This window comes from Acinetobacter sp. NIPH 2699, assembly GCF_022549355.1.
Lineage (GTDB): Bacteria > Pseudomonadota > Gammaproteobacteria > Pseudomonadales > Moraxellaceae > Acinetobacter.
On the sequence record NZ_JAKZGL010000014.1, the window covers coordinates 18,054 to 44,517 of the forward strand.

Sequence of the window (26,464 nt, forward strand, 5' to 3'; positions counted from 1 at the left end):
AGGGATTGTGTTTTCGACACAATCCCTTTTCACTACTTTTGCTCGGCTTTTTCTGGTTGCTGCACCGATGAAGGATTCATACGCGCCATTAATTGTTTTACCGTTGGATTTTCTACATGCTGCTGCATAGTCGTATTCAAAGCAGTACGTGCATGTTGTGTGGTGAAATGTGCAACCTCACTCCCTACCTCACTGGCTTTTTGTGCCCAAACTTTGCCTTCAGCAGATTGATAGAAGGTTAATGCTGCTTGTAATTCTTCCTGACTAAAAGTCTCGACATAGCGCTGAACAATGAATTGCTTTCTTTGCTCACTATTTAAGTTTTTAACTAAATCCACATAAAAGTTTTCAGGTAGGTCTTTTGGCAAACGTATCCTGATTTGCTCTAAAATCATCTTGTCCGTACTTTGTAAGCCTTGCTCAGTTCCATCAATAGAGACTAACTTCTGCGCAATCACTTCTTTTTGCTTTACATCATTTGCAAAAGTAAACGTACTGAATAATAACGTCCCCAAAATTAGCATGTGCTTCATCAAGCTTTCCTTGCTGATCAATTTTTTAATATGCTCAATATACCCGATATTTGAATTCTTTAAAGAATGTCCATGCAACATTTAAACAAAAACCCCTATGTAAAAACATAAGGGTTTTAATGCTTCAATTAATTAAACTGTTACGAAACTAATTTAGGTTTACGATCTGCTTGTTCATCACGTTTGTGAAACTGTAGCACTTCATCACTGAATTTCGCATCTTTCAAATCTTTACGATCAGCAAGATAGTTGTTGGTAATTTTCCACGGTGCTTGTTTACCTTGTTTTGGCATCACATCAGCGGCACGTGCAATATAACCAGAAGACATTTTGCCCATAATGGTGTCTTGTTCACGCAATGCTGGATCTGCATGTGCAATGACCTCATCATAGCCATTCTCGTCCATATGATTAATCAAACGACAAATATAGTCCGCAGCAATATCCACTTTTAAGGTCCAAGATGCATTGATATAACCAATGATCATCGCCATATTTGGCACATCACTGACCATCACACCTTGATAAAGCATGTGTTGAGATGTATCCATCGGCTTACCGTCAATCGTGCCTTTCACACCACCCAAGATCTGGATTTCTAAACCTGTTGCAGAAATGACGATATCCGCCTCAAGATGTTTACCAGATTTCAATTGAATGCCATTGGCAGTGAACTTCTCAATTTGATCGGTTTCAACACTTGCATGACCTTCACGTAATGATTTAAATAAATCACCATCTGGTACAACACATAAACGTTGATCCCAAGGATTATAGCTTGGTGTAAAGTGTTTCATATCCACTTTACCTTTCAACTGTAATTCAATCCCTTTCAACAATAAACGACGTACTGTTTTCGGATATTTTTGTGCCAATGCGTAGATACCACGCTGCATACCAATGTTACGTGCACGAGTAAATTTATAAGCCGTTTCCTCAGACATAAATTTACGGGTTTTTTCATAAATAAAGTCAATTGAAGGAATCGTTGCGATATAAGATGGCGAACGCTGTAACATGGTCACATGTCCTGCCCCACCTTTCACCATTGATGGCACAAGGGTAATTGCAGTCGCACCACTTCCAATAATCACCACTTTCTTGCCTGTATAATCTAGGTTTTCAGGCCAATGCTGTGGATGAATCAATTGACCTTTGAAGTCTTCTTGCTTCGGGAATTTTGGTGCATAACCTTGATCATAGTTATAATAACCCGTACAGCCCATCACAAAATTCGCAGACCATGTTTGCTTTTTCTTGTTATTATCTTCGATTTCTACAAACCATTTTTTCTTCGCAGAATCATAGTTTGCAGAAAGAACACGATGACCAAAATTAATTTTCTCTTTGAGCTGATTTTCACTAATGACATCGCTTAAATAGCTTTTGATCTCAGCACCACTTGCAAGCACTTTATCTTTTGCCCACGGTTTAAAATTAAAACCAAACGTTGACATATCAGAGTCAGAACGAATACCAGGGTAACGGAATAAATCCCAAGTTCCACCAAAACTGTCACGACGCTCTAAGATTTCGAATTCACGCTGTGGACAATTCTTAGACAGATGCACAGCTAACCCAATCCCAGAGATACCTGCACCAATAATGAGAACATCAACTTGCTTTTCCATTTTTTTTATACCTAGTAGAAACCATGAGATTATTAAAACATAAATTTGACAATACACAATGTCAAGTTTAGTCATTCATCGGTTTTTTTATATCAGTTCGGGACATTTTGAGAAAAATTGGAGCTAAAAGATATAGAGGGTTTTACTTATATTTATCTTTTCTTTTTGCTTTCTTTCTCCTATCCCCTAAGTTATTTATGTTTACAGGTGCAATTTTATTTTCAGAATCCCCCCATCCTTTACCTCTACATACATTAAATAAGTAAATCAAAATTGCCAACACATAGAAAAATCCAAACCATAAAAATATTGAAAAACAGACTTCCCAAAACAAAATACCAAATCTATATTCATAACTGGCAACCAACAATCCCCCTCGCCCACCATAGTAAGGAAGATCTGGCATCATAAAATGAAATCAGCCAAAATATGAGCCAATAAGCGAGTTTACGACGTCCTTGAAGCGAAATTTCGTTATTTTCATGTGATGTGAACATTTTTATTAAAATCATAATCAATTAAATAATAAAAAAGGTTGGCTTTCGCCAACCTTTTTTGAACAACTGTTCTACACGTAGAAGTATTATTTTACTTCACGGTCAACGAGTTCAACGTAAGCCATCGGTGCAGCATCACCTGCACGGAAGCCCGCTTTAAGAACACGAAGATAACCGCCGTTACGTTCTTTGTAACGAGGGCCAAGAATGGTAAATAATTTACCAACAGTTGCTGCAGAACGAGTACGAGCAAACGCTAAACGACGGTTTGCTACTGTATCGTTTTTAGCCAAAGTGATTAAAGGCTCAGCAACGCGGCGAAGTTCTTTCGCCTTAGGCAAAGTTGTTTTAATTAACTCATGCTCAACTAAAGCATTTGTTAAATTTTGGAACAACGCCTTACGGTGGCTGCTTGTACGGCCTAATTTCACACCACTATTACGATGACGCATGGTGATAGTCCTACTTAATTAACGGCTACGATAGGCAAATCGGTCATCCATACGGAGACTAGCTGGTGGCCAGTTCTCTAAACGCATGCCGAGTTGTAAACCTTTCGATGCCAAAACATCTTTGATCTCAGTTAACGATTTTTTACCTAAGTTTGGAGTCTTTAACAACTCGACTTCAGTACGTTGAACAAGATCACCAATGTAGTAAATATTTTCTGCCTTCAAACAGTTAGCAGAACGAACAGTTAGCTCGAGATCATCTACTGGACGAAGCAAGATTGGGTCAACTTCTTCGCGAGGTTCTTGAGCCACAGGTGTTTGATCTTTCTGAAGATCAACAAAAATTGCAATTTGTTGTTGCAAGATTGTTGCCGCTTTGCGGATTGCTTCTTCTGGATCAACAGTACCATTAGTTTCAAGATCGATCACTAGCTTATCAAGATCAGTACGTTGTTCTACACGAGCATTTTCAACTGTGTAAGACACACGCTTAATCGGGCTATAAGAAGCATCTAACTGTAAACGACCTACAGGACGTGTTTCGCCTTCAGGGAAACGTGAGTCAGATGTTTCATAACCACGACCTTGAGCAACTTTAAGGCGCATTTTTAATGAACCAGAAGAACTCAAAGTACCGATTAAATGATCAGGGTTAACCACTTCAACATTATGAGGTAAACGAAGGTCAGCTGCTGTTACGTCACCTGCACCTTGTTTCTCTAATGTCAAATATGCTTCGTTTTGATCGAACAGCTTAATAGACAATCCTTTTAGGTTCAGCAAGAGCTCGACGATGTCCTGCTGCAAGCCTTCTAAAGTACTGTACTCGTGCTCGACGCCTTCTATTTCTACCTCTACCACAGCAGCGCCAGGCAGAGAAGACAATAGAATGCGACGTAAAGCATTACCTAGAGTATGACCAAAGCCACGCTCTAAAGGTTCCAGAATCACTTTTGCCGAGGTCCCGCTCACCGCTTCGACCTTGATCGCTTGCGGAGTTAGAAACTCGTTTGCAGTACGCGTCATTTATTGCTACCTCAAGGATTATTTAGAATACAATTCTACAATCAAGCTTTCGTTGATTTCAGCAGGTAAATCAGAACGATCTGGTGCAGCTTTGAACGTACCTTCCAACTTAGAATGATCAATTTCCATCCAAGCAGGTGTACCACGTTGAGCAGCTAATTCAATTGCATTTTTGATACGCAATTGTTGTTTAGCACCTTCATGTACCGCAATTACATCACCCGCTTTTACTTGAATAGACGCAATGTTTACACGACGGCCATTTAAAGTAATAGAACGGTGACTGACTAACTGACGAGCTTCTGAACGTGTAGAACCAAAACCCATGCGATAAACAACGTTATCAAGACGGCTTTCAAGCAATTTCAACAAGTTTTCACCTGTTGCGCCTTTCACACGAGCAGCTTCTTTATAGTAATTACTAAATTGACGTTCTAACACACCGTACATACGACGTACTTTTTGTTTTTCACGTAATTGTAGTGAATACTCAGATTGCTTACCACCACGAGCCGCACCATGTTGACCAGGTGCTTTATTGTGCTTTTTGGTTTTAACATCAAACGGTTTAACGCCTGATTTAAGTTGCAGGTCTGTCCCTTCGCGGCGAGAGAGTTTGCATTTTGGACCAATATAACGAGCCATGAATGTTTCTCCTTACACGCGACGTTTTTTAGGTGGACGGCAACCGTTGTGAGGAATTGGCGTCACATCGGTAATGCTGTTAATTTTATAACCCACTGCGCCTAATGCACGAACCGCAGACTCACGACCTGGACCAGGACCTTTTACAAGGACGTCTAGGTTTTTCAAACCGTAATCCAAAGCTGCTTTACCAGCAACTTCAGCAGCTACCTGAGCAGCAAACGGAGTTGATTTACGTGAACCACGGAAGCCTTGTCCACCAGAGGTAGCCCAAGCCAATGCATTACCTTGACGATCGGTAATCGTTACAATGGTGTTATTAAAAGAAGCGTGAATGTGTGCAACACCTTCAGAGACGGTACGAGTGACCTTCTTGCGTGTGCGAGTATCTTTAGCCATCTTTTAGCTTCCAGAAAATCTTACTTTTTAATCGGTTTGCGCGGACCTTTACGGGTACGTGCGTTAGTTTTGGTGCGTTGACCACGGACAGGCAAGCTGCGACGATGACGAAGACCACGGTAGCAGCCTAAATCCATTAAACGTTTAATGTTCATGGAAATTTCGCGACGTAAATCACCTTCGGTTGGAACCTTAGCAACTTCTGCACGAATCGCATCAAGCTGTGCATCGTCCAACTCACGAATTTTTGTAGTTCCAGCAATACCTACAGCAGCTAAGATATTCTTAGCTGTATGGCGGCCGACACCAAAAATATACGTGAGGGAGATAACAGCATGCTTGTTATCCGGAATGTTTACACCGGCAATACGAGCCATTCACTTTTCTCCAAAAAGGCAGCAGAGATAATCAACCGCCCCACAAAAATCTTGAGGGGCGGATAATAACCTAATTAGCCTACTGAAATCAACAGGTCTTAATTAAATTAACCTTGACGCTGCTTATGACGAGGTTCTGCGCTACAAATTACGCGAATAACCCCATTACGACGGATAACTTTACAGCTACCACAAATTTTCTTTACAGAAGCTTGTACTTTCATGATGAAACCTCTAAGTGCGCTTATCCCTTGGGATGAGCAGTCGTTTTTCTCATTAACGTTTGATTATCATATTGATGCGAAGTAAGGTGCGCTTGAAGTTGTGCCATGAAATCCATGACTACGACAACGACAATCAGCAATGATGTTCCACCCAAATGGAATGGAATACCAAACGAACTTTGTAGAACCATTGGCATTAAACACACCACGGTAATATAGATTGCACCAATAAAAGTCAAACGGTTAAGAATATGATCTAAATAACGAGCCGTTTGCTCACCTGGACGGATACCAGGCACATATGCTCCGCTACGTTTTAGATTCTCTGAAACTTCTTTCGGGCTAAAAACAAGTGCCGTATAGAAATAACAGAAGAAAATAATTAACCCGCCAAAGAGCATTAAATACAACGGCTGTCCAGGCGATAACACCAATGCCAAGTCTTGCAGACTACGTTTGACAATCCCTGCATTTGGATCAGCACTTCCTAACCATTGCCCCAAACTCGCTGGAAATAATAACAGTGAGCTTGCGAAAATCGCTGGAATAACACCTGCCATGTTAATTTTTAATGGCAAATGCGTTTGCTGTGCAGTAAATACTCGACGACCTTGCTGCTTTTGTGCGTAGTTCACTGGAATACGACGTTGTGCTTTTTCAATAAACACAATCGCAGCTAACACGGCTAACGATAATAAACCGAAGACAGCTAATCCAATTAAACTACCTTGACCATTCTGAACAGATGAGAATGACTGAATCACCAAGTTTGGTAAACCAGCGACAATACCTGCAAAAATGATCATTGAGATACCATTACCAACACCACGTTCGGTAATTTGCTCTCCCAACCACATCAAGAACATTGTCCCTGCAACGAGCGAAGTCACTGCTGGAACATAGAATGCTAAGCCTGATGTCAAGGTAATACCCTGACTAATCAAGCCAGCACACATCCCTATACCTTGCACAAGTGCAAGAAATAAAGTGCCGTAACGCGTGTATTGATTGATCTTACGTTTGCCTTGCTCGCCTTCTTTTTTCAAAGCTTCTAACGAAGGGACTACCGTAGACATTAACTGCACAATAATCGATGCAGAAATGTACGGCATAATCCCTAACGCTAGAATTGACATGCGTTCCAATGCGCCACCAGAAAACATATTAAATAAGCCTAAGAAGGTACCTTCATTAGCCTTAAAAAAGCTTGCTAGTGCCACACTGTCAATGCCTGGCAACGGAATATGCGCTCCTAGTCGAAAGACCAACAACGCGCCAATCAAGAACATTAATCGACGAATAATTTCACGATATTTCACATGAAATGGTTGGCCTTTCATCATGTTAACATGACCAGTAGAACTAGGAGTCATAGACACTCGAGATTACTCCTCGACCTTACCGCCAGCTGCTTCAACAGCAGCTTTTGCGCCTTTAGTCAACGCAACACCTTGTACAGTGAACGCGCGAGTGATTTCACCTGAAAGCACGATGCGAGCACGAATTTGGTCACGACGAACTACATTCGCAGCTTTTAAAGTTTCAAGGCTAACAACGTCACCTTCCACTTTATTCAATTCAGACAAACGTACTTCAGCAGTTTTCAAAGCAATTTGGCTAGTGAAGCCGAATTTTGGCAAACGACGATAAAGTGCTGTTTGACCACCTTCAAAGCCTGGACGAACGCCACCGCTTTTACGTGATTTCTGACCTTTGACACCACGGCCACCAGTCTTACCAACGCCAGAACCAATACCACGGCCTAAACGACGGTTGTCACGCTTAGCACCTTCTGCTGGTGCAAGTTCATTTAAACGCAGAGTCATGGCTTATTCCTCTACACTAACCATATAGTAAACTTTGTTGACCATACCACGGTTAGAAGGCGTATCTTGCACTTCTACAGTATGACCAATACGACGCAGACCTAAACCCTGTAGGCAAAGTTTATGATTTTTTAAACGATGCGAAGAGGATTTAGTCTGGGTAACTTTAATCGTTTTCATGATTGATTACCCTTGAATTTGTTCTACTGATAAACCACGTTTCGCAGCGACTTTCTCAGGAGAAGTCATATCACGCAAACCTTTAAAAGTTGCGTTTACTACATTCGCAGCATTGGTAGAACCGTAACATTTAGCAAGTACGTTATGTACACCTGCCGCTTCAAGAACAGCACGCATCGCGCCACCAGCGATAACGCCAGTACCTTCTGAAGCAGGTTGCATGTATACACGACTTGCGCCATGACGAGCATTCACAGGATGTTGTAAAGTAGTCCCCGCAAGGTCTACAGTAATCATGTTACGACGAGCAGCTTCAAGTGCTTTAGAAATAGCAGCTGGAACTTCACGTGCTTTACCACGACCAAAACCTACGCGCCCATTACCATCACCCACAACAGTTAATGCTGTGAAAGAGAAGATACGACCACCCTTAACAACTTTGGCTACACGATCAACGGCAACCAGCTTTTCAACGAGACCTTCGTTTTGTTCAACTTTCGCCATGATTAGAACTCCAAGCCGCCTTCACGAGCAGCATCAGCCAAGGCTTTGATACGACCATGATATTTAAAACCAGAACGGTCAAACGCAACTTTAGTAACGCCAGCTGCTTTAGCACGTTCTGCGATTAAAGCACCAACCTTAGTTGCTGCATCGATATTACCAGTCGCACCACTACGCAAAGATGCATCCAAAGTTGAAGCTTGCGCTAAAACTTTGCCACCATCTGCTGAGATAACTTGAGCATAGATGTGACGCGGAGTGCGGTTTACACACAAACGAGTCGCACCCAATGCACGAATGTGCAAGCGTGTGCTTTTCGCACGACGCAAACGGGTTTGTTTCTTTTCGTTCATAAGAACCTCGCGCCTTATTTCTTCTTAGCTTCTTTACGAAGAATAACTTCATCCGAATAACGAACACCTTTACCTTTATATGGTTCAGGAGAACGATATGCACGGATTTCCGCCGCCACTTGACCTAACAACTGCTTGTTTGCTGACTTCAATAAGATTTCAGTTGCAGTTGGAGTTTCCGCTGTTACACCTTCAGGTAAAGCGTAGTCAATCGGGTGTGAGTAACCAAGGTTAAGGTTTACAACAGTACCTTTAACCGCAGCTTTATAACCAACACCAACAAGCTGTAACTTACGTTCGAAGCCTTCACTAACACCTTTTACAAGGTTATTTAATACAGCGCGAGCAGTACCAGCTTGCATCCAAGCGTCTTTCGACTCTTTAGCTGGAGCAAGTTGAAGATTACCTTCTTCCTGTTTTAGCTCGACCAGCGCATGCAGGTTGAAAGACAATGTACCTTTGCTGCCTTTCACTTCGACCTGCCGGCCGTTCTGAGTAACTGTTACACCATTCGGTACAGTTACTGGGGCTTTAGCCACACGAGACATGAGGAATCACCTATTAAGAAACAAAAGCAATAACTTCACCACCAACGCCCGCAGCACGTGCAGCGCGATCAGTCATGATGCCTTTGCTTGTAGAAACAATTGCAATACCCAAACCTTGCTTAACGCTAGGTAGTTTATCTTTACCACGGTATTGGCGTAGGCCTGGACGGCTTACACGTTTAACCGTTTCGATAACTGGTTTGCCTTCGAAATATTTTAATGTAATTGTCAAAGTAGATTTAATCTCTTCTTGAGCAACTTCTACATTTGAAACATAACCTTCTTGTTGAAGTACGTTTGCAATTGCAACCTTCAACTTAGAAGACGGCATAGAAACAGTTTGTTTCTTTGCCATTTGTGCGTTACGAACACGGGTTAACATGTCGGCAACGGTATCTTGCATACTCATTTAGTCGCTCCTTACCAGCTTGCCTTAACAACGCCCGGTACATCACCTTGCATTACTGTTTCACGTAGTTTGTTACGGCCTAGACCGAACTTACGGAAGTAACCATGAGGACGACCAGTTAAACCACAGCGGTTACGAAGACGCACTGGAGATGCATTACGTGGCAATGCCTGTAACTTTAACATCGCATTGAAACGTTCTTCTTCAGAAGCATTTACATTTGCAATCGTTGCTTTTAATTCAGCACGTTTCGCAGCGTATTTAGCAACTGTTTGTTCGCGTTTCAATTCGCGATTAATCATACCTTTCTTAGCCATATCGACCTCTTATTTGAACGGGAAGCCGAATGCACGCATAAGCGCACGGCCTTCGTCATCGCTACGAGCAGTGGTCGTAATCGTGATATCTAAACCACGGATACGATCAATTTTGTCAAAATCGATTTCAGGGAAAACGATTTGCTCTTTTAAACCCATAGAGTAGTTACCACGACCATCAAATGATTTCGCTGAGAAACCACGGAAGTCACGGATACGAGGGATTGCGATAGAGATCAAACGATCCAAGAATTCGTACATTTGGTCGCCACGTAAAGTAACTTTACAACCAATTGGCCAACCATCACGGATTTTGAAACCAGCAATCGATTTACGAGCAAGCGTCACAACTGGTTTTTGACCAGCAATGAGTTGCATATCAGCAACAGCACCATCTAATAATTTCTTATCAGTTGCAGCTGCGCCTACACCCATGTTAAGGGTGATTTTTGTGATGCGAGGAATTTCCATCACATTCTTAATGCCAAGTTCTTCTAGTAACTTTGCTTTAAGTTCGTCATTGTAACGTGCTTTAAGTCTGGCCATTGCCTTTTCAACCTATTACTTCGCTGCCGCCACTGATTCACCATTTGATTTGAATACACGAGTTTTCGCGCCATCAATCACTTGGTAACCAACACGGTCAGCCTTTTGGGTTGTAGCATTAAAAACTGCCACGTTTGAAATATGAAGCGAAGCTTCCTGAGTAACAATACCGCCTTCGGCGCCAGTTACACGGTTTGGCTTCTGGTGCTTCTTCACTAAGTTAAGGCCTTCAACCTTAACTCGATCTTCAGAAACAGACAAAACGATACCTTGTTTGCCTTTCTCTTTACCTGCGATCACAATTACTTGATCGCCTTTTTTAATCTTAGCCATGATTGCCTCTTATAGAACTTCAGGAGCCAATGAAATGATTTTCATGAACTGTTCAGTACGAAGTTCACGAGTCACCGGTCCGAAGATACGAGTAGCAATCGGAGCTTTATTGTTGTTCAAAATTACAGCAGCGTTATCATCAAAACGGATCACAGATCCATCTGGACGACGAATGCCGAACTTTGTACGAACAACTACAGCATTCATTACGTCACCTTTTTTAACACGTGCGCGTGGAATTGCTTCTTTTACAGTAACTTTAATAATGTCGCCAACAGAAGCATAACGACGGTGTGAACCACCTAGTACTTTGATACATTGTACGCGGCGTGCACCACTGTTGTCTGCTACGTCGAGCATACTTTCGGTTTGAATCATTGCCCTACTCCAAAACCGAGCATCACCGGTCACAATTTCGAAAGGCTCAAAGAGTACTCGAAATCGCCCGATGATGCAACAAGAACGTCTAATTACTCAGCAGCTGCTTCAACGACTTCCACTAAAGCCCAAGCTTTAGTTTTAGAAATTGGGCGGCTTTCTTTAATGGTCACTAAGTCGCCGATTTTAGCAACGTTGTTCTCATCATGAGCGTGTAATTTAGTTGAACGGCGGATTGATTTGCCATACAACGGGTGTTGAACACGGCGTTCAATAAGCACAACAATAGACTTGTCCATTTTGTCGCTTACGACTTTGCCGGTTAACGTGCGGACTGTTTTTTCACTCATTGTCCGTTCCCCTGTTTTTCGGTAAGGAGTGTCTTGATACGAGCAATTGTCTTACGAGCAATTTGCACTTCATGCGATTTGCCTAATTGACCAGTTGCTTTCGCCATACGAAGACGGAATTGGTTAAGCTGTTGCTCATCAAGCAAAGCTTTCAACTCTTCTACCGATTTTTCACGTAGATCTTTAGTTTTCATTACATTACCGTCCGAGTCACGATAGTGGTTTTAAACGGAAGTTTAGCTGCAGCCAAAGCAAATGCTTCGCGCGCCAATTCTTCGTTAACACCTTCAATTTCGTACAGGATCTTACCTGGTTGAATCTGACAAACCCAGTATTCCACACTACCCTTACCTTTACCCATACGAACTTCTAATGGTTTTTCAGTAATTGGTTTGTCCGGGAATACACGGATGAAGATTTTACCACCACGTTTAATACGACGGCTAATGGTACGACGTGCAGCTTCAATCTGACGCGCAGTCATACGACCACGTTCAGTTGCTTTGATTGCAATCGAACCAAATGATACTGTACTACCACGATGCGCTAGACCAGTGTTACGGCCTTTGTGCACTTTACGGAATTTGGTACGTTTAGGTTGCAACATGGATTATTCTCCCTTGTCAGCAGCACGGTCATTGCGACGACCACGACGCTCTTGACCTTCACCACGACCACGACCACGTTTAGCTGGACGATCTTCAGCAGGAGCAGGGTTCATGACTTGTTTCATGCCACCTAAGATCTCGCCACGGAAAATCCAAACTTTAACACCAATCGTACCGTAAGTTGTTTCAGCGCGCACAGTTGCGTAGTCGATGTCCGCACGAAGTGTATGCAAAGGTACACGACCTTCACGATACCATTCAGTACGAGCAATCTCTGCGCCACCAAGACGACCAGAAACCTCAACTTTGATACCTTTAGCGCCAGCACGCATGGTGTTTTGAACCGCACGCTTCATAGCACGACGGAACATCACACGCTTTTCTAATTGTGAAGCAATCGCTTCAGCAACTAAACGCGCGTCCAAGTCAGGGCGATCAATTTCATTGATGCTAACTTGAGCTGGAACACCCATAATAGTGGTGAGTTCACGCTGTAATTTCTCAATGTCTTCGCCTTTTTTACCGATTACGATACCAGGACGAGCAGTGCTAATTGTTACTTTAGCAGCGCCAGTAGGACGTTCGATAAGAATATTGCTGATCATCGCACTCTTAAGTTTTTTATTCAAAAACTCACGAACTTGAAGATCTTTAAGCAAGTATTCAGCGTATTGTTTCGGACTCGCATACCAGTTAGCGTTATGGCGTTTCACAACACCCAGGCGGATACCGATTGGATGAACCTTCTGACCCATATCAAACCCCTACCTTAACGGTGATGTGACAAGTACGCTTAGTAATACGATCTGCACGGCCTTTAGCACGTGGCATGATACGTTTAAGGCTTACACCTTCATCAACGTAAATCGTAGTTACCTTAAGGTCATCAACATCTAAGCTGTTATTGTGTTCAGCATTCGCGATCGCAGATTCAAGTGCTTTTTTAACAAGCACAGCCGCTTTCTTGTTGCTGAAATTTAGAATATCTAGCGCGCGTGCGATCGATTTACCACGGATCAAATCAGCAACTAAACGTGCTTTCTGTGCCGAGATAGCGGCACCGCGTAATTTTGCAGTTACTTCCATCATAGCACCTATTAACGTTTAGACTTCTTATCAACACCGTGACCACGATAGGTACGAGTTGGCGCGAATTCACCGAGTTTATGACCAACCATATGCTCAGAAATAATTACTGGAACATGGTTACGACCATTGTGAACAGAAATTGTTAAACCAACAAAGTCTGGTAGGATCATTGAACGACGTGACCAAGTTTTGATCGGCTTACGGTTGTTAGCAGCAATAGCAGCTTCAACTTTAGCGAACAAATGTGCGTCGACGAATGGACCTTTTTTTAATGAACGAGGCATTATTCAGATTCCTTACTTGACGCGACGGTCGCGAATAATCATCTTAGTCGTACGCTTATTGGTACGTGTCTTGTACCCTTTAGCTTTTTGACCCCATGGACTTACAGGCTGAATACCTTTGTTACGTCCTTCACCACCACCGTGTGGATGGTCAACTGGGTTCATCGCCATACCACGAACGGTAGGACGAATACCACGCCAGCGTGAAGCACCAGCTTTACCCAGTGAACGAAGGTTGCTTTCTTGGTTAGAAACTTCACCAATGACAGCACGACATTCAACATGGATTTTGCGCATTTCACCTGAACGTAAACGAACGATAGCGTAAGAACCATCACGACCCAACAATTGAACTGAAGTACCAGCAGAACGCGCTAATTGAGCACCTTTACCGATTTTAAGTTCAAGGTTATGCAGGGTAGAACCGATTGGCATGTTACGAAGTGGCAAGCAGTTACCTGGACGAATTGGAGCATCGTTACCAGATTGAACTTTATCACCAGCACGCAAGCCTTTAGGCGCAATGATATAACGACGTTCACCATCAGCATATAGAACTAAAGCAATATGCGCTGTACGGTTAGGATCGTATTCAATACGCTCTACAGTCGCTGGAATACCATCTTTATTACGTTTAAAGTCAACAATACGATAGTTTTGTTTATGACCACCACCTACATGACGTGTAGTGATGTGACCATTATTATTACGACCACCAGTACGTTTTTTAGCTTCAACCAACGGCGCATAAGGTGCACCTTTGTGGAGATGGCTATGAACCACTTTCTCTACAAAGCGACGTCCTGGAGACGTTGGCTTACATTTTTGAATTGGCATAATTCTCGTCCTTATTCCGCTGCGTTTTCAGCGGTATCGCCCAAGTCAGCCATTTCAACATCTTGGCCAGCTTTCAGGGTGACGTATGCTTTTTTCACATCAGAACGGCGTCCTAATGTTTTACCAAAGCGTTTTGTTTTACCTTTAGTGATCGTTGTATTTACTTTAACAACTTCCACACCAAAGAGCTGCTCAACTGCTTTTTTGATTTCAAGTTTGTTGGCATTAAGCGCAACCTTGAACACTTGAACACCAGCAGTATCACCTAAAACTTGTGCTTTTTCTGAGAATACTGGTCCTTGAAGGACTTGATAGATACGTTCGTTGTTCATCCGAGTTCTACCTCAATTTTCTTAGCAGCAGCTACAGACATTACAACCTTATCAAATGCGATCAAGCTAACAGGATCAATCGCAGTTGCATCTACCACATCTACGTGTGGAAGGTTGCGCGCTGCAAGATACAAGTTCTCATCTACAGCATCTGTAATGATCAATGCACGAGTTGCATTCAAGTCGTTAAGTTTAGCAAGCAAGTCTTTAGTTTTTGGAGCTGCAACAGCAAACTCTTCAACTAACACAAGGCGATCTTGGCGAACAAGTTCAGCTAAGATACATTGCATTGCGCCGCGATACATCTTACGGTTTACTTTTTGAGACCAATCTTGTGGGCGAGCAGCAAAAGTTTTACCACCACCTACCCAGATCGGGCTACGAATAGAACCCGCACGAGCGCGACCAGTACCTTTTTGACGGAATGGTTTTTTACCACCGCCAGAAACATCTGCACGTGATTTGTGAGCACGAGTACCTTGACGACCACCAGCTAAATAAGCTGTAACAACTTGGTGTACAAGAGCTTCGTTAAATTCACGTCCGAAAGCAACTTCAGACAATTCAACAGCAGAGCCGGAAACAGTTTTTAAATTCACAGTATTTCCCCTCAGGCCTTGATGGTAGGACGCACGATAACGTCACCGCCAGTTGAACCAGGAATAGCACCCTTAACAACTAAAACAGAACGTTCAGCGTCAATAGATACAATCTCAAGACCTTGAACTGTTACGCGTTCATCACCTAAGTGACCGGCCATTTTCTTGCCTTTGAACACGCGACCAGGTGTCTGGTTTTGACCTGTAGAACCTAATACACGGTGAGATAATGAGTTACCATGAGTAGCATCTTGCGTACGGAAGTTCCAACGCTTAACACCACCTTGGAAGCCCTTACCTTTTGATTGACCAGTTACGTCAACAACTTGACCAACTGTAAACATGTCAACACCGATAGAACCACCAACTTCACGACCGTCAAGCTCAGCTTCAGTAACACGGAACTCTTTAACCAAACGACCAGCAGCAACACCCGCTTTCGCGAAGTGACCTTTCTGAGCGTTAGTTACGCGCGATTCGCGACGTTCACCAGTAGTTACTTGAATTGCTTGATAACCATCAGTTTCAAGTGTTTTGATTTGCGTAATGCGGTTTGGATCGACTTCGATAACTGTAACAGGTACAGATACACCAGCATCTGTAAAGATGCGAGTCATACCACATTTGCGACCGACTAAACCAATAGCCATGTGCATAAACCTCTAAAAAAGCGGCCTAATTAACTTAACGTTAATCAACCGAAAGCCTTAACCCAAAGCGATCTGAACATCTACACCAGCAGCAAGATCTAACTTCATCAATGCATCAACAGTTTTATCTGTTGGTTGAACGATATCGATCAAACGTTTGTATGTGCGGATTTCATACTGATCACGTGCGTCTTTGTTGACGTGTGGTGAAGTAAGAACGTTGAAGCGTTCGATGCGAGTAGGCATCGGAATTGGACCACACACTTGTGCGCCAGTACGCTTAGCGGTTTCTACGATCTCTTGAGCAGATTGATCAATCAGACGATGATCAAAAGACTTCAAACGGATACGAATTCTCTGGTTAGACATACCAGTAAACTCCAAGCCAAATATATAAAGAATCACCCATGACGCACCTCACCTTTTTTTTGGCAAGTGTCAAGGGCAGTGAAAATCACTATGGTCGTGATCGATGCCACGACTGTCATGCATTTACTACTTTACTCGCAGTAAACGCCCTCCTATTGAGGGACGCTCATTATAGCGATTGTTTAAGTCTTATGCAATTCTTCTTTTTTATTTTTAGATTTTAAGTCGTCTTATGCACTGACCACATAGTCTATCGCTTGATTAAGCAAACGATTTCCCTGCTCAAACTTACTTTTCAGAGTTCTTTTTAGCTCAGACATCGGTTGCACATACTCCCCATTAAACACAGCCGCATCCTCCTCATTCTCTATCAGAAGATGCAAAGCATGCGGTGTAATTTCAGGGTGAAATTGAAAACCAAGCACGTTACGTCCAATTTGGTACATCTGATTGCGACACACTTTATTTTCAGCCAAGTGCACACCACCGCGCGGAATTTCAAAGGTCTCACTATGCCACTGCATAATGTTAATTTTCTCAGGAATTTGAAAACAATTTTCAGGGATATGTGATGCTCGCCCCACATCCATCCAACCCAATTCTTGATGTGGATTTCGACTAACAGCCGCCCCCAACGCATTTGCAATCAACTGACCACCCAAGCATAAGCCAATCGCTGGCTTACCCGCAGCCAAATAGCGACGCAGCCATCTTTTTTCTAGCTTCAACCACGGATAATTCACCTCATCGTTAACACTCATGGTTCCACCCATAATGATCAGTAAATCAACCTCATCCACCCGAGGTAATGCCTCCAATTCAAGTGGTAAATCAACGGGTAAAGCAAAAAATTCAGTTGCGGTAATTTTTGCCCGATTTGCCTTTAAGAAATCATAACAACTACCAAAACCTTCACCTGCGATGTGCTGAAAATAATGCACTCTTAAATGCGACTTCATGCGCGAAAACCTATTATCGTTAGAATGATAATAATTCTTAGCAAAAATAAAGCCAGTTTGAGGTCAGAGTGTTCGATCTGTACCGATTCTGTACAAAACGTGCAAATCACTGGCAGCTTTGTTTATTTTCTCTTAACCTAAGTCATTATATTGTGTTGATTTTGCCCCATGACTAAACATAAAAACAGACAGACTCACCTCATTCATGCACCACGCCAAGCCCCTCAGTATATTGAGACGGTTCAACCTCCCCTATTTCGTGCATCCACCATTATTTTCCAATCCACAACGCACCTTTTTGATCGCCACTGGACCGATGCTTATGACTATAGCTATGGGACTCATGGCACCCCAACCACATTCACCCTAGCCGACAATATCGCTCAAATTGAAGGCGGCAGTTATTGCTTACTTGCACCCAGTGGTTTATCTGCGATTAATTTGGTGAATAGTACAGTATTAAATACAGACGATGAGGTCTGGGTTGCCGACAATATTTATGGTCCTAATCTGGAACATCTGAAAAATCTACAAGATCGCTATGGGATTACTGTCAAAATTTATAACCCAATTGATGCCGATAGTTTTCAACCCACTGAAAAAAGCAAATTGATCTGGCTAGAAGCGGCTGGTTCAGTCACTTTAGAATTTCCAGACTTAAAAAACTTAGTCAAAAAAGCACAACAAGCCAATGTTCTCACCGCCCTAGATAACACATGGGGAGCAGGACTCGCTTTTAATGCCTTTGATTTTTCAGATGAACATCTCTCCGTTGATATCACCGTGCATGCCTTAACCAAATATCCAAGTGGTGGCGGTGACATGTTGATGGGCTCAGCCGTGACACGTGATCAACAGCTACATCACAAACTTTTCCGCATGCATGCGATTCAAGGTATCTCCGTTTCTGGCGATGATACTGCACAAATCCAGCGCAGCTTGGCACATATGTCACTTCGTTATGAACAACAATCTAAAAGTGCAATCACAGTACTCGATTGGTTAAAGCAACAACCCCAGTTTAGCCAAGTGCTACACCCAAGCCATCCAGATTCAGCAGGTCATCAATTTTGGACAGAAGTTTGCAACACTGGCAAAAGTGCTGGCTTAGTCAGTGTAATCTTTAAACCTGAATATGATCTGACTGCTATACGTCAATTCTGCGACAGTCTAACCCTGTTCAAACTTGGCTTTAGTTGGGGCGGCCCGATCAGCTTAGTGATGCTATATGACTTAAAACCGATGCGCTCACTTGAGAATACACATTTACAACAAGGTTTATTGGTTCGCTTCTGTATAGGACTAGAACATCCTGATGATTTGATCCAAGATATTCAAAACGCACTAAAACAACTGGAATGATATTAAAATAGGTGAAGAATGAGCACACCCATCATTATTGCTAAAAAAACCACAGATACCACACAAGATATTGTTCTACATTCTAAATTTGCCAACCGCCATGGTCTCATTGCAGGTGCAACAGGTACAGGTAAAACCGTGACGCTTAAGGTGCTCGCAGAAAGTTTTTCTCGTCTTGGTGTGCCTGTGTTTCTAGCCGATGCCAAAGGCGATGTATCCAGTCTCGCCAAAGCAGGTAGCGATAATCTAAAATTTGAAGAACGCCTGAATTTACTCAAAATTGAGCGTGTTCCCTTTGCAGCATCACCTGTGATTTTTTGGGATTTATTTGGACAGCAAGGCCATCCGATTCGCACCACGATTTCTGAGATTGGCCCACTATTACTTGCTCGCATGCTCAATCTAAATGACACTCAAGAGGGTGTACTCTCAGCAGTATTTCGGATTGCAGATGATCAAGGTCTATTACTCATTGACTTTAAAGACCTAAAATCTATGCTGAGTTATGTCAGTGAAAATGCAGCCAGCCTCAAAGCTGAATATGGCAATCTCTCCCCTGCTAGTCTTGGTGCGATTCAACGCAACTTACTGGCATTAGGCGATCAAGGTGGTGAACAATTCTTTGGTGAACCCAGCCTCAATATTTTAGATTTCATTCAAACCGACAGCAATGGTCATGGCTATATCAATATTCTCGCTGCTGACAAGTTGATGAATACGCCCAAGCTTTATGCCACATTCCTGTTATGGATGCTCTCGGAATTATTTGAACAGCTTCCAGAAGTCGGCGACATGGATAAACCAAAGTTAGTGTTCTTCTTTGATGAGGCACATTTATTATTTGATAATGCCAGCTCAGCCCTACAGCAAAAAATCGAACAAGTGGTTCGTTTAATTCGCTCCAAAGGGGTTGGAATATATTTCATTACTCAAAATCCGCTGGATCTACCTGAAAGCGTGTTAGGTCAATTGGGTAATCGGGTTCAACATGCCCTACGTGCATTTACACCCAAAGATCAAAAGGCGGTAAAAACTGCGGCTGATACCTTCCGTGCCAATCCAGAATTTAAAGTCGATCAAGCCATTACTGAACTTGCTGTGGGTGAAGCACTGATTAGCTGCCTAGATGAGCAAGGCACGCCACAAATTGTAGAACGTGGCTGGGTGATGCCACCCTACTCATCATTTACCCCAATCACACCTGAAGAACGCCAAATCATTATTTCGCAGAGTATCGTCGCAGGTGTCTATGATCAGGCGGTCGATCGGGATAGTGCTTATGAGTTATTACAAAAGAAAGTTCTGCAACTGTATCAACAAAAAGAATCCGATGCGCTAGCAAAACAACAAAGTAAAGAACAAGAAACCTTGGCAAAACAACAAACCAAAGAGCAGGAACGTTTTGCCCGTGAACAGCAAAAAGCCGCAGAAAAGGCACAACGTGATCGTGAAAAACTGACCCAAGATATCGTGGGGACTTTTGCCAAAAGTGCAGCCCGTAGTTTAGGTGGCAGTACAGGTCAGAAAATTGTGAGGGGGTTGTTGGGTTCGTTATTTGGTAAATAAAACTTTATTTCATTAAAAATTAAGGGCTAATTTATTATCCCTTAATTTTTTTATGGCTTTTATTTAAATATGCATTGCAAATACATTTTATAAGATGTATTTTAAATATATCTTATAAACAATAGCCAAGAGTGATCAACCATGACTCCACAGCAAATTGACCTAGTAAAAGCAACTGTTCCTGTACTTCGCGAGAATGGCGTGGCACTTACAGGTTACTTTTATAACCGCATGTTGGGAAACAATCCTGAATTAAAAGAAACCTTTAACATGGGACATCAACGTAGCGGTGCTCAAGCACAGGCCCTTGCTGGTGCCGTATTGGCATACGCAGAAAATATCGAAGATCCGTCAGTGCTTTTACCTGTGGTAGAGTTGATTGCCCACAAACATGTCAGCTTGAATATTCAATCACCTGACTACAATATCGTAGGTGAGAATCTCTTACACTCGATCAGTGAGGTACTGGATATTTCAATGGAAGACCCATTAATTGGTGCATGGGCAGCAGCTTATGGTCAATTGGCTGATCTTTTTATCAGTACTGAAAAAGCGCTTTATGATCAACATCAACAAACCAAAGGCAGTTGGTTAGGCTGGCGTAATTTTAAAATCGCCAAGAAAGTGGTTGAGAGTGATGAAATTACGTCTTTCTATCTCGCACCTGTCGATGGTGGCGAATTACCACAATATGAAGCAGGTCAATATATTTCAGTACGTGTTTTTGTTGAAGAGCTAGGCTTAAGACAGCCACGCCAATACACCTTATCAACCAGCCCACAAGCGGACTATTTACGAATTTCCGTGAAACGTGAAGATGAAAAAGGGGATCTGGCAAGTGGTTGGGTTTCAAGTACTTTACATGGTTTAGCTGAAGGCTCAGAAATTGAAGTCTCCGCCCCTACAGGTAACTTTTATCTGATTGATAGCAGCAAGCATAATGTATTTATTAGTGGTGGTGTTGGTTTAACCCCAATGATCGCGATGTTAAATCAACTCGTGACATTAGATATGCCACAACCTGTCAGTTTTATCCATGCATGTCGTAGCAGCCAAGTTCATGCCATGAAAAAACATATTCAGGAACTCAGAACAAAATATCCACGCCTCAGTACCTTCACGGCCTATGAATTTCCCCATGAAAACGATGTGTTAGGTCAAGATTATGATATTGCTGGACGTTTAGATTTAACATCACTGGATACTGCTTTACTCCCAAGCAATGCAGATTATTATTTATGTGGTCCAATGCCGTTTATGGCTGAACAGCATAAGGCGTTGGTTGCACGTGGTATCCCTGCCGAAAATATCCATAGCGAAGCCTTCGGCACTGGCGGAGTTAAACTGAGCTAATCGGTACTGCGTTTTGTATAAGGCTAGCCTATGATAGACTAGCCTTTTCTATTTAAAGCAATAGATTGAGTGAAACCATGCAACTCAATAAATTTACGGATTATGCACTCAGAATTCTGATGTATGTCGCTCGTCCGAGTGATGTACCGTATACGATTGCCGATATTGCTGAAGACCTCCATGTTTCGCAAAACCATCTGGTTAAAATTGTCCACTTCATGGGTAAACAACATTGGATTATTACCACGCGGGGCAAAGGCGGTGGTCTTCGTCTCAACCCAGACGCTAAAAATCTTAAATTAGGTGAAGTGGTTCGTATCTTACAAGGGCATCAGCAAATTGTAGAATGTAATACCCCTCCTTGTGTTTTGCGTTCGCATTGCGGGTTAAAAGGTATTTTAGATCAAGCCTTAGAGAGCTTTTATCAAAGTCTTGATCAATATACTGTGGGTGAAGTATTACAACACAGCATTCTTCCCTCGTCTCAACATTCAAATATCGATTTTTTACAACTCATTCCAAAAGCCTCGTTATGAGGATTCGCACCAATCGCAGACATCCTTTATAATAGATCTCGCTATTTCAAATTTTAAAGTAAGCTTCTATGCGTCAGCGTCAACAATCGAAAGATACCAAAGCTAAACTCGCCCCAAAAGAAAAAATCAGTTACGAGAAAAAGACTGATCCTGCATTAACACTTTATGCAAATCAGTCTTTAAATTGGTTACGCCAAGCTGAGTTTTTAATGAGTGCGCCAAAGCTTGCTTTATGCGTGGAAGATACAGGCTATGAAATTGCTTTCGCTGGTCGATCCAATGCAGGTAAATCTAGTGCAATCAATGCACTCACCAATCAGAAACAATTGGCTCGTGCATCGAAAAGACCGGGTCGCACGCAAATGATTAACTTCTTTAGCTTGGGTAATCCTGACCAGCGTTTAGTCGATTTACCCGGTTACGGCTATGCAGCCGTACCCGAAGCGATGAAACTGGTGTGGCAAAAAGAACTAGAAAATTACCTCATCCATCGTCAAAGCTTACAAGGCTTAGTGTTATTGATGGATATTCGTCATCCATTGCAGCATTTTGACTTAATGATGTTGGAATGGGCTCATTCACGCCATTTATTTGTACATATTCTTTTAACCAAGGCTGATAAACTCAATCGTGGACCTGCCAATGAAACCCTATTAGCGGTGAAACAACAATTGAAAAAGATGAAATTGGACTTTTCTATTCAACTGTTTTCATCATTGAATAAAATTGGTTTAGAGGAACTGGCAAGTGTGATGGGAGGGCGTTTGAATTATACCCTCGACCAACCTACTGAATTTGACCTCGATCAAATCCCAGAAGCCACAGAATCTGACGTTCAAGAGTAAATAATGCAATTCACGCAACTTGATGCATAAAATAAATTTTAATTGTCCTGAATTGCTAAACACAACAGGTGGGGTATTTTCATATACTCCATACTATTGGTTCATTGCACTTTCGATTAGGACTAAACGATGAAATTACTATCATTTGTGAAGAACAAAGTTCTTGGTTCTTCGATTGACTATAAAATTCTCCCCCGCAAAGTAAAGTTTGACTGGGAAAAAACGCCTGTAGACTGGATTCCAAACCAGCCTTTCGCTAGCTATTTTATTAATGAAATTAACAATATCTTACCAGCAGGTGAGTTTTGGTTCTGCCGTTTATACAATAAAGTTTTGCCTGAAATTACCGATCCAAAACTCAAAGAAGATGTGCAAGCATTTATTCGCCAAGAAGCCATGCATGCTATTGCACATACCTCTGCAAACAAAGAATATCTAAGCAAACGCAATATTGATATGCAGCGTAATCTCGACATTATGGACTTCTTATTTACCAAAGCTTTAGCAGACAAACCTTTTGGTAAAGAAATCCCTAAAGCGCTTGATCATCAGTGGGATTTATTTCGCTTAGGTGTGATTGCAACCGTTGAACACATGACCTGTGTACTCGGTAAATACGCACTTTACAACAAACGTTGGGAAGAGCTTGGCGCAGACCCTGAAATGGTTGATTTAATCAAATGGCATGGTTCTGAAGAAATTGAACACCGCACTGTTGCATTCGATCTTTATCGTCATCTCGGTGGTGGCTATATTGCCCGCTATTACCTCAGTGTTGTGGTGATTATTGGTGTCCTCGGTTTATGGGTCGATGGCGCTGCACATATCATGAGTCAAGACCCTCGCTTTGCTAATAAGAAACCGAGTCTATTCAAACCTTGGATCTGGATCGAATGGTCGAAGACTGCACTTAAAGACGCTAAGATTTTACCAGGTCCAGCGTGGCTAGTTGCCCAACAACTTGATTACCTCATGCCGTGGTATGACCCTGTAAAAGAAGGCAATACTCAAGATGCGGTGAATTATTTAAATCGTTCACCTGCTGCAAAACGTGCTTTACAACCAGCAGCATAAAATACTCAAATAAAAAAACAGGATCACAAGATCCTGTTTTTTATGGTGATAACTTAAGTGGACTCTAATTCGGCTTGCTTAGCATAACGATCAACAACAACACTAATCATCATATCACCCTGTACATTCACCACGGTACGTACAGTATCTAATAAACGATCAATCGGTAATAAAATCGCAATCGCCTCTGCGGGTAAGCCAACAGATTGCAACACCATAATCATGGTCACCATACCAGCACTTGGAATCCCAGGTGCACCTAATGAGGCAATCATCGCAGTTAAACAAACAATAATTTGTTGAGTTAAACTCAAATCCAAGCCCATCAAATTTGCAATAAACAAGGCGGCGGCAGCTTCATAGAGTGCTGTACCATCCATATTCAGTTGTGTGCCCAAAGGAATCACAAAACCTACGGTTTGCGGTCTAACACCTAAATTTTCTTGCGCACACTTCATGCTTAATGGCATGGTTGCCGAACTGGAACTGGTTGCAAAAGCGGTCACCAATGCCGTACGAGTGCCCTTAAAAAAGGTAATTGGATTCATTTTTCCAAAGATCCACAATAAAGCAGGTAAAACCACAGCTCCGTGGAAAATCGTAGTACCCGTCACAACCACTGCAAACTCAGCGAGTCGGCTCAAAACAGAAAGGTCTTCCGTCGCAACCAGCTTGGCAAGTAAAGCAAAAATACCAATCGGTGCGAGCTTCATCACCCAGCCGACCAGTATCATCATGATCTCGAAAAATTGCTGGCTGATCTGACGCACAGCACTAAACCGCTCGCCACCTTTCACCAAAGCAACACCTAAAAAAAGTGCAAACACGACAACAGCAAGGACATTGCCCTCACTAAAAGCCTTGAATGGATTAATTAAGGTATTTTGAATAAAGTGCGTCAAAAAGCTTGAAGGGGTTAAGGTATCTGGGCTTTGATGGCTCTGCATATCCGCTTGGAAAATGGTGATATCAATCCCCTTACCCACTTCAAAAATATGTGCGCAAGCGATTCCCAGAATCAATGCCAAGGTCGTTGTCGTAAGACAACATAAAACGGTGATTTTCCAGACTCGTCCAAATTGACCACCTGATTGTAAATTTGAAACACCAACAACAATCGAACTAAAAATAAGTGGAATGAGCAACATTTTCAATAAACCAATGAAAATGCTGCTTAAAATCCCCAAACCATATAAGCTACTTTCGAAAAAGACAGTGTGTGGATAAGCTGTCAGTAAAAGACCAAGTGCTAAGCCAAGTACTGCCGCAATGAGAATTTGTGTATTTAAATTCATTGTGATTGATATAAAGAATGAAAAACTAGGCTACTATCGCATGCTCAATTTGAAGAATCGAGCAATTTTTTGTCACATTGTTATGATAAAAAAGCCATTAAAACAACTGACTCATCAATACATTTTGAGCAAAGATACCGCTGCAAAATGATTTGAGCGGCTTCCTCATCATGACCGATTTTCACGACATGCTTCAATTCTAATGATTATTGTGTTTCGATTTCTCTGAGCCGAATCAAACCTTCTTGAACCGTACTACAGACCAACTGCCCATTTTGCCACATCCGACCAAAATTGAGTCCGCGAGAACTTGCACTAACCGTCGCTTCCATTTCATAGAGCATCCATTCATCTGCACGTAATGGGCGGTGGAAGTAAATGGTATGATCGATACTGGCACACTGTAGGTTTGGAGAAATCCATGACAAGCCGTGCGGACGCAATGCCGTGGTCATCAAAGTAAAATCAGAGTAAAACGCCACGATTGCTTGATGCAATGAGATTTCATCCAAATTTTTAGCGATATCACCATGCGTACGTATGTAATGTGCATAAAACGGTGCTTCAGGCTGCGGCTGAAAAGGATTCATCAACTGAACTGGGCGAATTTCCACATGACGTTCACGCATAAAACTGGCACGAACATTTTCAGGGACAAAATTAATCATCGCCTCTTTCAGTTCATTTTCAGACTTTAGGCTTTCAGGTGCAGGATATTCAGGCTCTTTATGTTGATAATTTAAGCCCTCCTCTGGATTGGCAAAAGAGACCATCGCTGAAAAAATGGTGCGTCCATGTTGAATCGCGCGCACTTGACGACTGGCAAAGCTTTTCCCATCTCGAAGCGTATCCACCTCATAAATAATCGGAGCATTGACATCCCCTCCATACAGGAAATATGCATGTAACGAATGCGCAGGACGATCCGTGGTGTATGACGCAGCTCTTAGCGCTTGCCCAAGCACTTGTCCACCAAATACACGTTTGCCAACCAAGTTACGGCTATTGCCCCGAAAGATATTAGCTTCCAGCCTTTCTAGCGTCAAAAGCTCAACAAGTTCTTGCGTTAAAGCATTCATGTAATCACCTTTTTTACAACAATGAGGGAGAGATCAAACCATCCTTGTTAGGGTTGATCATTTTGATTGTGCCACAAATTTAAATGACCGTGCTTTGGA

Annotated in this window: 39 protein-coding genes and 1 pseudogene; 6 read left to right on the forward strand and 34 right to left on the reverse strand. The window is 42.3% G+C overall.

The window, feature by feature from the left end; all coding sequences use genetic code 11:
* Window positions 1-32: 32 nt before the first annotated feature.
* The 32 genes and pseudogenes from MMP72_RS12675 to MMP72_RS12830 form a co-directional block, all read right to left on the reverse strand.
* Window positions 33-533: a DUF2059 domain-containing protein gene (locus MMP72_RS12675; protein ID WP_241317826.1), complete on the reverse strand. Its 501-nt coding sequence runs from the start codon at window positions 531-533 to the stop codon at window positions 33-35.
* A 140-nt stretch (window positions 534-673) separates the two neighbouring features.
* The gene (locus MMP72_RS12680) at window positions 674-2,164 is read right to left on the reverse strand and encodes an NAD(P)/FAD-dependent oxidoreductase (RefSeq protein ID WP_241317827.1); all 1,491 of its coding nucleotides are present in this window, start codon (window positions 2,162-2,164) and stop codon (window positions 674-676) included.
* Window positions 2,165-2,306: 142 nt separating this feature from the next.
* Complete coding sequence (locus tag MMP72_RS12685) at window positions 2,307-2,573, reverse strand: hypothetical protein (RefSeq protein WP_241317829.1); 267 nt, start codon at window positions 2,571-2,573, stop codon at window positions 2,307-2,309.
* A 174-nt stretch (window positions 2,574-2,747) separates the two neighbouring features.
* A complete protein-coding gene (gene rplQ, locus MMP72_RS12690) occupies window positions 2,748-3,113 on the reverse strand; it encodes a 50S ribosomal protein L17 (RefSeq protein ID WP_004672979.1) in 366 nt (121 codons plus the stop codon).
* An 18-nt stretch (window positions 3,114-3,131) separates the two neighbouring features.
* Window positions 3,132-4,139 (reverse strand): DNA-directed RNA polymerase subunit alpha, encoded by a 1,008-nt coding sequence (gene rpoA / locus MMP72_RS12695; RefSeq protein WP_004660372.1) that lies wholly within the window; start codon window positions 4,137-4,139, stop codon window positions 3,132-3,134.
* Between the two features lie 18 nt (window positions 4,140-4,157).
* Window positions 4,158-4,784, reverse strand: coding sequence for a 30S ribosomal protein S4 (gene rpsD / locus MMP72_RS12700; protein ID WP_004672983.1), 627 nt, complete (start codon window positions 4,782-4,784; stop codon window positions 4,158-4,160).
* 12 nt (window positions 4,785-4,796) lie between these two features.
* Entirely contained in the window at window positions 4,797-5,183 is a 387-nt protein-coding gene (gene rpsK, locus MMP72_RS12705; protein ID WP_001040166.1) for a 30S ribosomal protein S11, read from the reverse strand.
* 20 nt (window positions 5,184-5,203) lie between these two features.
* The gene (gene rpsM, locus MMP72_RS12710) at window positions 5,204-5,560 is read right to left on the reverse strand and encodes a 30S ribosomal protein S13 (RefSeq protein ID WP_004672984.1); all 357 of its coding nucleotides are present in this window, start codon (window positions 5,558-5,560) and stop codon (window positions 5,204-5,206) included.
* 107 nt (window positions 5,561-5,667) lie between these two features.
* Window positions 5,668-5,784, reverse strand: a complete 117-nt coding sequence (gene rpmJ / locus MMP72_RS12715; RefSeq protein ID WP_000867907.1) for a 50S ribosomal protein L36 — start codon at window positions 5,782-5,784, stop codon at window positions 5,668-5,670.
* 20 nt (window positions 5,785-5,804) lie between these two features.
* Window positions 5,805-7,124 carry a preprotein translocase subunit SecY gene (gene secY, locus MMP72_RS12720; protein WP_171063511.1) on the reverse strand — a complete coding sequence of 440 codons (1,320 nt, stop codon included), beginning with the start codon at window positions 7,122-7,124 and terminating at the stop codon, window positions 5,805-5,807.
* A gap of 45 nt (window positions 7,125-7,169) precedes the next feature.
* The gene (rplO, locus tag MMP72_RS12725) at window positions 7,170-7,610 is read right to left on the reverse strand and encodes a 50S ribosomal protein L15 (RefSeq protein ID WP_130160951.1); all 441 of its coding nucleotides are present in this window, start codon (window positions 7,608-7,610) and stop codon (window positions 7,170-7,172) included.
* 3 nt (window positions 7,611-7,613) lie between these two features.
* Window positions 7,614-7,790, reverse strand: coding sequence for a 50S ribosomal protein L30 (gene rpmD / locus MMP72_RS12730; RefSeq protein WP_003653652.1), 177 nt, complete (start codon window positions 7,788-7,790; stop codon window positions 7,614-7,616).
* 6 nt (window positions 7,791-7,796) lie between these two features.
* Entirely contained in the window at window positions 7,797-8,294 is a 498-nt protein-coding gene (gene rpsE / locus MMP72_RS12735) for a 30S ribosomal protein S5 (protein WP_004657688.1), read from the reverse strand.
* A 2-nt stretch (window positions 8,295-8,296) separates the two neighbouring features.
* A complete protein-coding gene (gene rplR / locus MMP72_RS12740) occupies window positions 8,297-8,647 on the reverse strand; it encodes a 50S ribosomal protein L18 (protein ID WP_004660364.1) in 351 nt (116 codons plus the stop codon).
* A 14-nt stretch (window positions 8,648-8,661) separates the two neighbouring features.
* Window positions 8,662-9,195, reverse strand: coding sequence for a 50S ribosomal protein L6 (gene rplF / locus MMP72_RS12745; RefSeq protein WP_130160949.1), 534 nt, complete (start codon window positions 9,193-9,195; stop codon window positions 8,662-8,664).
* Between the two features lie 13 nt (window positions 9,196-9,208).
* Window positions 9,209-9,604, reverse strand: coding sequence for a 30S ribosomal protein S8 (rpsH, locus tag MMP72_RS12750; protein ID WP_241317831.1), 396 nt, complete (start codon window positions 9,602-9,604; stop codon window positions 9,209-9,211).
* A gap of 11 nt (window positions 9,605-9,615) precedes the next feature.
* The gene (gene rpsN / locus MMP72_RS12755) at window positions 9,616-9,921 is read right to left on the reverse strand and encodes a 30S ribosomal protein S14 (protein ID WP_004672990.1); all 306 of its coding nucleotides are present in this window, start codon (window positions 9,919-9,921) and stop codon (window positions 9,616-9,618) included.
* Between the two features lie 9 nt (window positions 9,922-9,930).
* On the reverse strand, window positions 9,931-10,467 hold the full coding sequence (gene rplE / locus MMP72_RS12760; RefSeq protein ID WP_004672992.1) for a 50S ribosomal protein L5: 537 nt from the start codon (window positions 10,465-10,467) through the stop codon (window positions 9,931-9,933).
* 15 nt (window positions 10,468-10,482) lie between these two features.
* On the reverse strand, window positions 10,483-10,800 hold the full coding sequence (gene rplX / locus MMP72_RS12765) for a 50S ribosomal protein L24 (protein WP_241317833.1): 318 nt from the start codon (window positions 10,798-10,800) through the stop codon (window positions 10,483-10,485).
* A gap of 9 nt (window positions 10,801-10,809) precedes the next feature.
* Window positions 10,810-11,178 carry a 50S ribosomal protein L14 gene (gene rplN, locus MMP72_RS12770; protein WP_004657680.1) on the reverse strand — a complete coding sequence of 123 codons (369 nt, stop codon included), beginning with the start codon at window positions 11,176-11,178 and terminating at the stop codon, window positions 10,810-10,812.
* A gap of 92 nt (window positions 11,179-11,270) precedes the next feature.
* On the reverse strand, window positions 11,271-11,528 hold the full coding sequence (rpsQ, locus tag MMP72_RS12775; protein ID WP_241317836.1) for a 30S ribosomal protein S17: 258 nt from the start codon (window positions 11,526-11,528) through the stop codon (window positions 11,271-11,273).
* Complete coding sequence (gene rpmC / locus MMP72_RS12780) at window positions 11,525-11,722, reverse strand: 50S ribosomal protein L29 (protein ID WP_000849927.1); 198 nt, start codon at window positions 11,720-11,722, stop codon at window positions 11,525-11,527. The genes rpsQ and rpmC overlap by 4 nt, the downstream gene beginning before the upstream one ends.
* The gene (gene rplP, locus MMP72_RS12785) at window positions 11,722-12,135 is read right to left on the reverse strand and encodes a 50S ribosomal protein L16 (RefSeq protein WP_017402239.1); all 414 of its coding nucleotides are present in this window, start codon (window positions 12,133-12,135) and stop codon (window positions 11,722-11,724) included. Before rplP ends, rpmC begins: the two co-directional genes overlap by 1 nt.
* Window positions 12,075-12,891, reverse strand: a pseudogene (rpsC, locus tag MMP72_RS12790) (30S ribosomal protein S3). Before rpsC ends, rplP begins: the two are co-directional and overlap by 61 nt.
* Window position 12,892: 1 nt before the next feature.
* Window positions 12,893-13,222, reverse strand: coding sequence for a 50S ribosomal protein L22 (rplV, locus tag MMP72_RS12795; protein WP_004672999.1), 330 nt, complete (start codon window positions 13,220-13,222; stop codon window positions 12,893-12,895).
* An 11-nt stretch (window positions 13,223-13,233) separates the two neighbouring features.
* A complete protein-coding gene (rpsS, locus tag MMP72_RS12800) occupies window positions 13,234-13,509 on the reverse strand; it encodes a 30S ribosomal protein S19 (protein ID WP_004673001.1) in 276 nt (91 codons plus the stop codon).
* A gap of 12 nt (window positions 13,510-13,521) precedes the next feature.
* Window positions 13,522-14,346 carry a 50S ribosomal protein L2 gene (rplB, locus tag MMP72_RS12805; protein ID WP_241317837.1) on the reverse strand — a complete coding sequence of 275 codons (825 nt, stop codon included), beginning with the start codon at window positions 14,344-14,346 and terminating at the stop codon, window positions 13,522-13,524.
* An 11-nt stretch (window positions 14,347-14,357) separates the two neighbouring features.
* On the reverse strand, window positions 14,358-14,678 hold the full coding sequence (gene rplW / locus MMP72_RS12810) for a 50S ribosomal protein L23 (RefSeq protein ID WP_004673004.1): 321 nt from the start codon (window positions 14,676-14,678) through the stop codon (window positions 14,358-14,360).
* Window positions 14,675-15,277 carry a 50S ribosomal protein L4 gene (gene rplD, locus MMP72_RS12815; RefSeq protein ID WP_241317839.1) on the reverse strand — a complete coding sequence of 201 codons (603 nt, stop codon included), beginning with the start codon at window positions 15,275-15,277 and terminating at the stop codon, window positions 14,675-14,677. The genes rplW and rplD overlap by 4 nt, the downstream gene beginning before the upstream one ends.
* Window positions 15,278-15,288: 11 nt before the next feature.
* Entirely contained in the window at window positions 15,289-15,927 is a 639-nt protein-coding gene (gene rplC, locus MMP72_RS12820; protein ID WP_004673009.1) for a 50S ribosomal protein L3, read from the reverse strand.
* Between the two features lie 57 nt (window positions 15,928-15,984).
* The gene (gene rpsJ, locus MMP72_RS12825; protein WP_000070912.1) at window positions 15,985-16,296 is read right to left on the reverse strand and encodes a 30S ribosomal protein S10; all 312 of its coding nucleotides are present in this window, start codon (window positions 16,294-16,296) and stop codon (window positions 15,985-15,987) included.
* 230 nt (window positions 16,297-16,526) lie between these two features.
* Window positions 16,527-17,255 (reverse strand): type 1 glutamine amidotransferase, encoded by a 729-nt coding sequence (locus tag MMP72_RS12830; protein ID WP_241317841.1) that lies wholly within the window; start codon window positions 17,253-17,255, stop codon window positions 16,527-16,529.
* A gap of 168 nt (window positions 17,256-17,423) precedes the next feature.
* Here MMP72_RS12830 and MMP72_RS12835 point away from each other — a divergent pair, with 168 nt between their 5' ends.
* From MMP72_RS12835 to MMP72_RS12860, 6 genes are all read left to right on the forward strand, one after another.
* A complete protein-coding gene (locus MMP72_RS12835) occupies window positions 17,424-18,617 on the forward strand; it encodes a PLP-dependent transferase (protein ID WP_241317843.1) in 1,194 nt (397 codons plus the stop codon).
* A gap of 18 nt (window positions 18,618-18,635) precedes the next feature.
* Window positions 18,636-20,183 carry a helicase HerA-like domain-containing protein gene (locus MMP72_RS12840; protein ID WP_241317845.1) on the forward strand — a complete coding sequence of 516 codons (1,548 nt, stop codon included), beginning with the start codon at window positions 18,636-18,638 and terminating at the stop codon, window positions 20,181-20,183.
* A 141-nt stretch (window positions 20,184-20,324) separates the two neighbouring features.
* Window positions 20,325-21,536, forward strand: coding sequence for an NO-inducible flavohemoprotein (hmpA, locus tag MMP72_RS12845; protein ID WP_241317847.1), 1,212 nt, complete (start codon window positions 20,325-20,327; stop codon window positions 21,534-21,536).
* 77 nt (window positions 21,537-21,613) lie between these two features.
* The gene (locus tag MMP72_RS12850; RefSeq protein WP_241317850.1) at window positions 21,614-22,072 is read left to right on the forward strand and encodes an Rrf2 family transcriptional regulator; all 459 of its coding nucleotides are present in this window, start codon (window positions 21,614-21,616) and stop codon (window positions 22,070-22,072) included.
* Between the two features lie 68 nt (window positions 22,073-22,140).
* Complete coding sequence (gene yihA, locus MMP72_RS12855; RefSeq protein ID WP_241317860.1) at window positions 22,141-22,917, forward strand: ribosome biogenesis GTP-binding protein YihA/YsxC; 777 nt, start codon at window positions 22,141-22,143, stop codon at window positions 22,915-22,917.
* A 129-nt stretch (window positions 22,918-23,046) separates the two neighbouring features.
* Window positions 23,047-23,991: a metal-dependent hydrolase gene (locus MMP72_RS12860; RefSeq protein ID WP_241317862.1), complete on the forward strand. Its 945-nt coding sequence runs from the start codon at window positions 23,047-23,049 to the stop codon at window positions 23,989-23,991.
* Between the two features lie 53 nt (window positions 23,992-24,044).
* Here the strand turns inward: MMP72_RS12860 and MMP72_RS12865 are convergent, their stop codons facing one another.
* Window positions 24,045-25,286, reverse strand: coding sequence for a dicarboxylate/amino acid:cation symporter (locus MMP72_RS12865; RefSeq protein WP_241317864.1), 1,242 nt, complete (start codon window positions 25,284-25,286; stop codon window positions 24,045-24,047).
* Window positions 25,287-25,492: 206 nt separating this feature from the next.
* Window positions 25,493-26,365, reverse strand: a complete 873-nt coding sequence (locus MMP72_RS12870) for an acyl-CoA thioesterase II (protein WP_241317866.1) — start codon at window positions 26,363-26,365, stop codon at window positions 25,493-25,495.
* Window positions 26,366-26,464: the final 99 nt, after the last annotated feature.

Bases quoted from the DNA above. Each gene is read 5' to 3' on its own strand.
- MMP72_RS12675 (WP_241317826.1), bottom strand. From the start codon at position 533: ATGAAGCACATGCTAATTTTGGGGACGTTATTATTCAGTACGTTTACT.
- MMP72_RS12680 (WP_241317827.1), bottom strand. From the start codon at position 2,164: ATGGAAAAGCAAGTTGATGTTCTCATTATTGGTGCAGGTATCTCTGGG.
- MMP72_RS12685 (WP_241317829.1), bottom strand. From the start codon at position 2,573: ATGATGCCAGATCTTCCTTACTATGGTGGGCGAGGGGGATTGTTGGTT.
- rplQ (WP_004672979.1), bottom strand. From the start codon at position 3,113: ATGCGTCATCGTAATAGTGGTGTGAAATTAGGCCGTACAAGCAGCCAC.
- rpoA (WP_004660372.1), bottom strand. From the start codon at position 4,139: ATGACGCGTACTGCAAACGAGTTTCTAACTCCGCAAGCGATCAAGGTC.
- rpsD (WP_004672983.1), bottom strand. From the start codon at position 4,784: ATGGCTCGTTATATTGGTCCAAAATGCAAACTCTCTCGCCGCGAAGGG.
- rpsK (WP_001040166.1), bottom strand. From the start codon at position 5,183: ATGGCTAAAGATACTCGCACACGCAAGAAGGTCACTCGTACCGTCTCT.
- rpsM (WP_004672984.1), bottom strand. From the start codon at position 5,560: ATGGCTCGTATTGCCGGTGTAAACATTCCGGATAACAAGCATGCTGTT.
- rpmJ (WP_000867907.1), bottom strand. From the start codon at position 5,784: ATGAAAGTACAAGCTTCTGTAAAGAAAATTTGTGGTAGCTGTAAAGTT.
- secY (WP_171063511.1), bottom strand. From the start codon at position 7,124: ATGAAAGGCCAACCATTTCATGTGAAATATCGTGAAATTATTCGTCGA.
- rplO (WP_130160951.1), bottom strand. From the start codon at position 7,610: ATGACTCTGCGTTTAAATGAACTTGCACCAGCAGAAGGTGCTAAGCGT.
- rpmD (WP_003653652.1), bottom strand. From the start codon at position 7,790: ATGAAAACGATTAAAGTTACCCAGACTAAATCCTCTTCGCATCGTTTA.
- rpsE (WP_004657688.1), bottom strand. From the start codon at position 8,294: ATGGCGAAAGTTGAACAAAACGAAGGTCTCGTTGAAAAGCTGGTTGCC.
- rplR (WP_004660364.1), bottom strand. From the start codon at position 8,647: ATGAACGAAAAGAAACAAACCCGTTTGCGTCGTGCGAAAAGCACACGC.
- rplF (WP_130160949.1), bottom strand. From the start codon at position 9,195: ATGTCTCGTGTGGCTAAAGCCCCAGTAACTGTACCGAATGGTGTAACA.
- rpsH (WP_241317831.1), bottom strand. From the start codon at position 9,604: ATGAGTATGCAAGATACCGTTGCCGACATGTTAACCCGTGTTCGTAAC.
- rpsN (WP_004672990.1), bottom strand. From the start codon at position 9,921: ATGGCTAAGAAAGGTATGATTAATCGCGAATTGAAACGCGAACAAACA.
- rplE (WP_004672992.1), bottom strand. From the start codon at position 10,467: ATGGCCAGACTTAAAGCACGTTACAATGACGAACTTAAAGCAAAGTTA.
- rplX (WP_241317833.1), bottom strand. From the start codon at position 10,800: ATGGCTAAGATTAAAAAAGGCGATCAAGTAATTGTGATCGCAGGTAAA.
- rplN (WP_004657680.1), bottom strand. From the start codon at position 11,178: ATGATTCAAACCGAAAGTATGCTCGACGTAGCAGACAACAGTGGTGCA.
- rpsQ (WP_241317836.1), bottom strand. From the start codon at position 11,528: ATGAGTGAAAAAACAGTCCGCACGTTAACCGGCAAAGTCGTAAGCGAC.
- rpmC (WP_000849927.1), bottom strand. From the start codon at position 11,722: ATGAAAACTAAAGATCTACGTGAAAAATCGGTAGAAGAGTTGAAAGCT.
- rplP (WP_017402239.1), bottom strand. From the start codon at position 12,135: ATGTTGCAACCTAAACGTACCAAATTCCGTAAAGTGCACAAAGGCCGT.
- rplV (WP_004672999.1), bottom strand. From the start codon at position 13,222: ATGGAAGTAACTGCAAAATTACGCGGTGCCGCTATCTCGGCACAGAAA.
- rpsS (WP_004673001.1), bottom strand. From the start codon at position 13,509: ATGCCTCGTTCATTAAAAAAAGGTCCATTCGTCGACGCACATTTGTTC.
- rplB (WP_241317837.1), bottom strand. From the start codon at position 14,346: ATGCCAATTCAAAAATGTAAGCCAACGTCTCCAGGACGTCGCTTTGTA.
- rplW (WP_004673004.1), bottom strand. From the start codon at position 14,678: ATGAACAACGAACGTATCTATCAAGTCCTTCAAGGACCAGTATTCTCA.
- rplC (WP_004673009.1), bottom strand. From the start codon at position 15,927: ATGGCTATTGGTTTAGTCGGTCGCAAATGTGGTATGACTCGCATCTTT.
- rpsJ (WP_000070912.1), bottom strand. From the start codon at position 16,296: ATGTCTAACCAGAGAATTCGTATCCGTTTGAAGTCTTTTGATCATCGT.
- MMP72_RS12830 (WP_241317841.1), bottom strand. From the start codon at position 17,255: ATGAAGTCGCATTTAAGAGTGCATTATTTTCAGCACATCGCAGGTGAA.
- MMP72_RS12835 (WP_241317843.1), top strand. From the start codon at position 17,424: ATGACTAAACATAAAAACAGACAGACTCACCTCATTCATGCACCACGC.
- MMP72_RS12840 (WP_241317845.1), top strand. From the start codon at position 18,636: ATGAGCACACCCATCATTATTGCTAAAAAAACCACAGATACCACACAA.
- hmpA (WP_241317847.1), top strand. From the start codon at position 20,325: ATGACTCCACAGCAAATTGACCTAGTAAAAGCAACTGTTCCTGTACTT.
- MMP72_RS12850 (WP_241317850.1), top strand. From the start codon at position 21,614: ATGCAACTCAATAAATTTACGGATTATGCACTCAGAATTCTGATGTAT.
- yihA (WP_241317860.1), top strand. From the start codon at position 22,141: ATGCGTCAGCGTCAACAATCGAAAGATACCAAAGCTAAACTCGCCCCA.
- MMP72_RS12860 (WP_241317862.1), top strand. From the start codon at position 23,047: ATGAAATTACTATCATTTGTGAAGAACAAAGTTCTTGGTTCTTCGATT.
- MMP72_RS12865 (WP_241317864.1), bottom strand. From the start codon at position 25,286: ATGAATTTAAATACACAAATTCTCATTGCGGCAGTACTTGGCTTAGCA.
- MMP72_RS12870 (WP_241317866.1), bottom strand. From the start codon at position 26,365: ATGAATGCTTTAACGCAAGAACTTGTTGAGCTTTTGACGCTAGAAAGG.